The organism is Teredinibacter waterburyi, assembly GCF_001922985.1.
GTDB classification, from domain to species: Bacteria; Pseudomonadota; Gammaproteobacteria; order Pseudomonadales; family Cellvibrionaceae; genus Teredinibacter; species Teredinibacter waterburyi.
Genome location: NZ_MRUH01000002.1, coordinates 1 through 5,286 on the forward strand (window position 1 = coordinate 1; position 5,286 = coordinate 5,286).

Sequence of the window (5,286 nt, forward strand, 5' to 3'; positions counted from 1 at the left end):
CTTTACCGCAAAACTCCACTCCACACGCGGCACAGGTTAACGCGGCGTTATGCCTGCCTTGGAGGTGATGTGCCAGTTTATAAAGCGACCTTGAATAAAGAAGCGTTACTATTAATGCCAGAGGATGAAAGAAGGCTATTTGTAACTATCGCACATCTGCAAAATGAGATCCGATTTTGTCTGTATGGGGTAGTTTGGTCATCTGATTTTTCGTCTAACAATGAAGCAATTTGTCAATCTCAAATATCATTAAATTTTTTCTATTTAAAAACTCTTTCAGGCAAGCTCTATGAAGGTTGGCAACTTTTAAAAAAACACTACTATGCAAATAAAAATATCGCAAAGGACTTCGACCTAAATTCCGAGGAAGAAGGGAAAAAAACACTAAAGGAACTCGGGAAATACTTCTCTTCAAGTAATATCGTAAGTGAAATTAGAAATAATTTTTCTTTTCATTATACACCTGAGAAGCTTGATCAAGAAATACTCTCCTCGCCAGACGATCTGGATATGTACATAGCGAAAGAAAACGACGCAAATACGCTATATTATTTCGCTGAAGTGTTAGCAAATAGAGGGGTGATGAAGGGTGTATTGGATAGTACAAATCTCAACCCAATCAGCGCTGTAAGTGAGGAGTTGATTTCAATTTCCAAAACGTTTAATAAATGGAATATGTTATATATGAGTTTTGTTATCAAAAAATATGGGCCGGAGATCTGGGAGGGGCCAGCAACAGAAATTGAATTTGACGATTTACCAAAATTCAAAGATATAAAAATCCCTCTGTTCACCGATACTTCTGAGGGCTTCATATAGTGCATAACAAACAAATCTTACGGAACGTCTTACGCTTCGCTTCAGTCGCCCGCAAATTTGGGCGTTATGCGTCTTAACGGCTAGTAGAGTAGGGCTTGTAATTCATTGGTGTTGTTTTCTGTATAAGTATCGGCTGATCTAGAAGAGTTTGCGTGCATCCTCCGTTTACTTTGGCAATCAGCACAACAGCGTCCAAACGCTACCAGTATTCTAGCGTTCACGTTTCTAGCTTTTCGTTTTTCTTGTATTTTTAGTTGTAGCTCCATTTTCTGTGAGTTCTTGGCTAAAGTGTAAAGCTAGGTTAATCTCAATGGTTGTTGGTAATGGCTTTGGGTTTTAAGTCTAAATCTAAGCTATTTTTACTAAATTTATGGCTTTGTTGTGTGTGGTGAACGGGTTGTTTTGTATGTATAGAAAGTCGCATAACAAAGCTATCGTAGGGACATTTATTGCTACGCTCCGTTTTGGGGCGGCTACGCCACTTTACCCCAAAACTCCACTCCACAATAAATGCCCCACATAGCGGCGTTAAGCCCTACAAAATTTAAACATCACTCTAAAAGGAGACAGAAATGAGTGAAATTCTATTATGTAATCAGCCATTGAAGGCTGATTTTCTAAGTAATTCATGCGGTATCGATCCAAATTTTGTACACGGTAGAGGTTGCTCTAAACCATCTACGGTCTCAGCCTTCACGCCCTATGTACTCGGGCAAGAGTTGAGTGCTTTCGATGCGCAGGTTATATCAACTCTTTCAGCACCAAAAGTGGCCAACAACCTAACAAATCTTTCATTATCTTTTGGTGGAGATAACGCGATTGCTCTAGCCGAGATGACCAAGAAACTGCAAGAATATAATATTGGCCTTATGGGCGCATCTACAAGCGTGTACGCAAACAGGCTTGGCGGGTTTGCGGGAGCTATAAAAGAGTACCAAGATTCTCTCATGGCCTATCGGGGCGTAATTAAGTCAAATCCTGCTTCAAAAGCAATCGCCAAACAAAAGGCATTTAAAGCTTTTCAAAATTTACAGATTCGTTTCAAACATGAATTGAATGCTATAAATGCAGGAGTTAAAGCAAGGCGTGGCACGCCACTATCCAGTGCAACACGTGCAACCAATATTGCGCAAAGTAGCCGAAATGCTGCAAGGCTCAATATTACATCACAAGCTCAGGCTCACAACCTTGTCAAATTTACACAGCATGCGAAGCTTCTTGGTAATGGGCTCGCGGTCATCGATTTTACAAGCCGTGCCGGAAATATTCACAGCGAGTATAAGACTGGTGGTGAATGGGAGCGAGAACTATTTATAGAGTCAAGTAGCTTTGCTGCGAGTGCAGGAGCTGGAATGCTGGCAGTAAACGTAGGGACGGCAGCTTTGGGTTTGCTCATGGTTGCTACTCCTGTTGGTTGGGTAGGCTTAATTATAGGTGGTATAGCTATAGCTGGTGTCGCCGCAACATCTTCTATCGCTGTAAACAACGCTATCAAAGATAATAGCGGCGGTTGGTATGACTCAATTATGGGGGCTTTAGGTGTAAAATGACTTTATTTTCAAAGTTGTTGGCGTTTTCAGCCTTTTTGATGTTAATAGCTGCTGTTTTGTTTGTACTATTTGGTCAAATTACTGTTCGTAAGCTTCGAAAGAAAAATGAAACAAAAAGCAGTTTAGGGGCTGAATTTGCTAGTGGTTGGGATATTTTAAATGTCGCTCAAGCCTTAGCATTACCTAGATATATTACTAAAAAATTAGCAAAAAGTCCTATGAGTGGCTTCTATGCAGATAGGGATTTATTAGAAAAGCATACCACTCTATTCGACCGATTATTGGCAAATATATTTTGGTATCTTTATGTTACTTCAGTAGCATTAATGCTGATCTTAATCGCGGCAAATTCAGTAGGTTTGCTAGACTAGTCCAGCTTAACAAAAACATACAGCCGACGCTGAAAAGCGCGCGGCTGATGTTGGCGTTATGTGTCCGACTGAGCAAATCATAGATAGCCACTAATGGAGAGTGAACATTGAAAATATCGAGTTTAACACTTAAGAACTTTCGGGCTTATAGCAATATCTTTGTGAAATTCGATGATAATTTCAATGTCATCATTGGCAGGAATGATGTCGGTAAATCAACAATTCTTGAAGCATTGGAGATATTCTTTAATAACGAGACGGTAAAAATTGATATAGGTGATCACAATGTTCATGTGGATGATCCAGAGATGTCTATTCAAGTTTCTTTTCGCCCAGACGATAAGCAATATACCATAGACACTGTGCCAACCGACTTGCATAGAGAGTATCTCCTCGATGAAAACGGCGAACTAACAATTAAGAAGTCTTGGGATTGCTCGAAAGATAAACTGACAGCCGCATCATTAAAAACATATATAATTGCTAATTGCCCAACAGTATTCGAAGAACCTTTAATATCTTTAAAAATTGCCGACCTGAAGAAGCTGCTAGAAGCTTACGGGGATAAACTGGATGTTAAGGAGGTTAAAAAAAATAAGAGTTCATCTATCAGGCAAGCGATATATGAAGTGGAGGATATAGCAGAATTTTCACTCAAAGAAATTCCAATTGATAAAGAAGATGGAAAGAAAATATGGGATTCTCTTAAACTTGATCTCCCCTTATTCTTCATATTTCAATCTGACCGTGCAAATAAGGACTCCGACAAAGAGGTTCAAGATCCTTTAAAGGCTATAACAAAAACAGCAATTGGCCAGCTCGAACAAGAATTAGAACAAGTAAAAGAACAAATACGAATAAAAGCTGAAAGTTTGGGTAATAGAACTTTAGAAAAACTAAAGGAAATGAATCCTGAAATCGCGGACGTCCTTACTCCCCAAATGACTCATAAGGCATGGGACTCTCTATTCTCATTCTCGTTTAATTGTGATGATGGTATTCCGATAAACAAACGAGGAAGCGGTGTACGGCGCTTAATACTTTTAAACTACTTCAGAGCTGAAGCAGAAAGAAAAAACTCAGAAGAACGTAACGTAATATATGCAATTGAGGAACCAGAAACATCTCAACATCCTGATTGGCAGGTCGAGTTATTTAATGCCCTAGTTGAGCTCTCAGAAAACCCAAACACTCAAGTACTAATAACAACTCATAGCCCGTCTTTAGCTGGGCTTGTGTGCCCAGACAATATATTGTTTGTATACAAAAATGATCATGGCATCAATGTCAAGAAAGGCGGCAACGATAATCTTCAAGTTATCGCCGATACTCTTGGGCTCCTTCCAAATGTTTCAATTACAGTCGAAAGCAACGGAATTAGGGCAGTGTTATGCGTTGAAGGGCCTTCTGATATTGAATTCTTTAATCACATTAGCAAGCTGTTTGGTATTGATCTAGAAAATGATGACAGAGTTCTAGTTCTGTGTCTGGGTGGTGGAACTTTGATGCATTGGGTAAATAAAAATTATCTCGCAAAGCTAGATAAGCCTGAAATTCACATTTACGACAACGATGTTTACAAATATCAGTTGGCTATTGATGAAGTGAATGCAAGAGGTAACGGTTGGGGGGCACTCACCAATATGTATGAAATGGAAAACTACATTCATCCCTCACTAATATCTCAGGTTTACCCTATTCAAGAAGAATTCTTTCCTACGCAAGGTGAGTGGCAAGAAGAGTGGAGTTCTAAAAATATTCCCAAGGAACTATCCTCATTCTTGAAGCAACTTAAAGCAAATGGTAACAATCAGATTACAGACGAAGGGCAAAGCTCAATAAAACGAATTCTTTCCAGTCAGGCAGCGCCACTAATGACAGTCGATCTGCTTAAGGATTTGTCAGCATATGATGAAGTGAACGGCTGGTTCGAACAATTGAATGGGCTAATTCAATGAGTCTGAGACCACACATAACAATTCAAAGCACGCGGACGTCGCTACGCGACGCCGGTGTTTGAGGCGTTAGAGGGCCAGCGTAAAGAATGCGTATATTACTAGTATTGAGCGTTTTTCTGTCTGTTAATAGCTTCGGCTGTGACAATGCCGCTGAGGAATTTTACTCCTGGGCAAATCTAAAGGTATTTCCAGAGGAAGTGTCTGGTGAACTTAGTAGTGAAGAAGTAGCACGCTGCAAGTCTAAGGGAAAAGCATATTATGTTCAGCTTGTCTGCGATTCTGGCGATATATTAATGTTGACGAAATGGTTAGATGGTAAGGTGTTTTTCCAAATTGAGTATCTAGATGATGCTAAAGGCATTTACGGAAAAGTCACAACAAATTCAGAGGGAAAAGCCACAAAATATGTCCTCCCCAAAAGCCTCTAACAAGTTTGTCAACAGGACATTTTTTGCTACGCTCCGTTTTGCGGTGGCTACGCCACTTTACCGCAAAACTACACTACACAAAAAATGCCCGTTACAAAGGCGTTATGCGTCTTAACGGCTAGTAGAGTAGGGCTTGGAATTCATTGGGATTGTTTGCTGT

Annotated in this window: 5 protein-coding genes; all 5 read left to right on the plus strand. The window is 39.9% G+C overall.

Annotation, left to right across the window (positions count from 1 at the left end; genetic code table 11):
• Positions 1–819: hypothetical protein (locus tag IDZ20_RS00010; protein ID WP_223144878.1), on the plus strand; the 819-nt coding region annotated here is incomplete at its 5' end.
• Positions 820–1,391: 572 nt separating this feature from the next.
• Positions 1,392–2,369 (plus strand): hypothetical protein, encoded by a 978-nt coding sequence (locus IDZ20_RS00015; RefSeq protein WP_188149377.1) that lies wholly within the window; start codon positions 1,392–1,394, stop codon positions 2,367–2,369.
• Positions 2,366–2,740 carry a hypothetical protein gene (locus IDZ20_RS00020; RefSeq protein ID WP_188149378.1) on the plus strand — a complete coding sequence of 125 codons (375 nt, stop codon included), beginning with the start codon at positions 2,366–2,368 and terminating at the stop codon, positions 2,738–2,740. Before IDZ20_RS00015 ends, IDZ20_RS00020 begins: the two co-directional genes overlap by 4 nt.
• Positions 2,741–2,847: 107 nt before the next feature.
• Positions 2,848–4,698: an ATP-binding protein gene (locus tag IDZ20_RS00025; RefSeq protein ID WP_188149379.1), complete on the plus strand. Its 1,851-nt coding sequence runs from the start codon at positions 2,848–2,850 to the stop codon at positions 4,696–4,698.
• 86 nt (positions 4,699–4,784) lie between these two features.
• Complete coding sequence (locus IDZ20_RS00030) at positions 4,785–5,126, plus strand: hypothetical protein (protein WP_188149380.1); 342 nt, start codon at positions 4,785–4,787, stop codon at positions 5,124–5,126.
• Positions 5,127–5,286 lie beyond the last annotated feature (160 nt).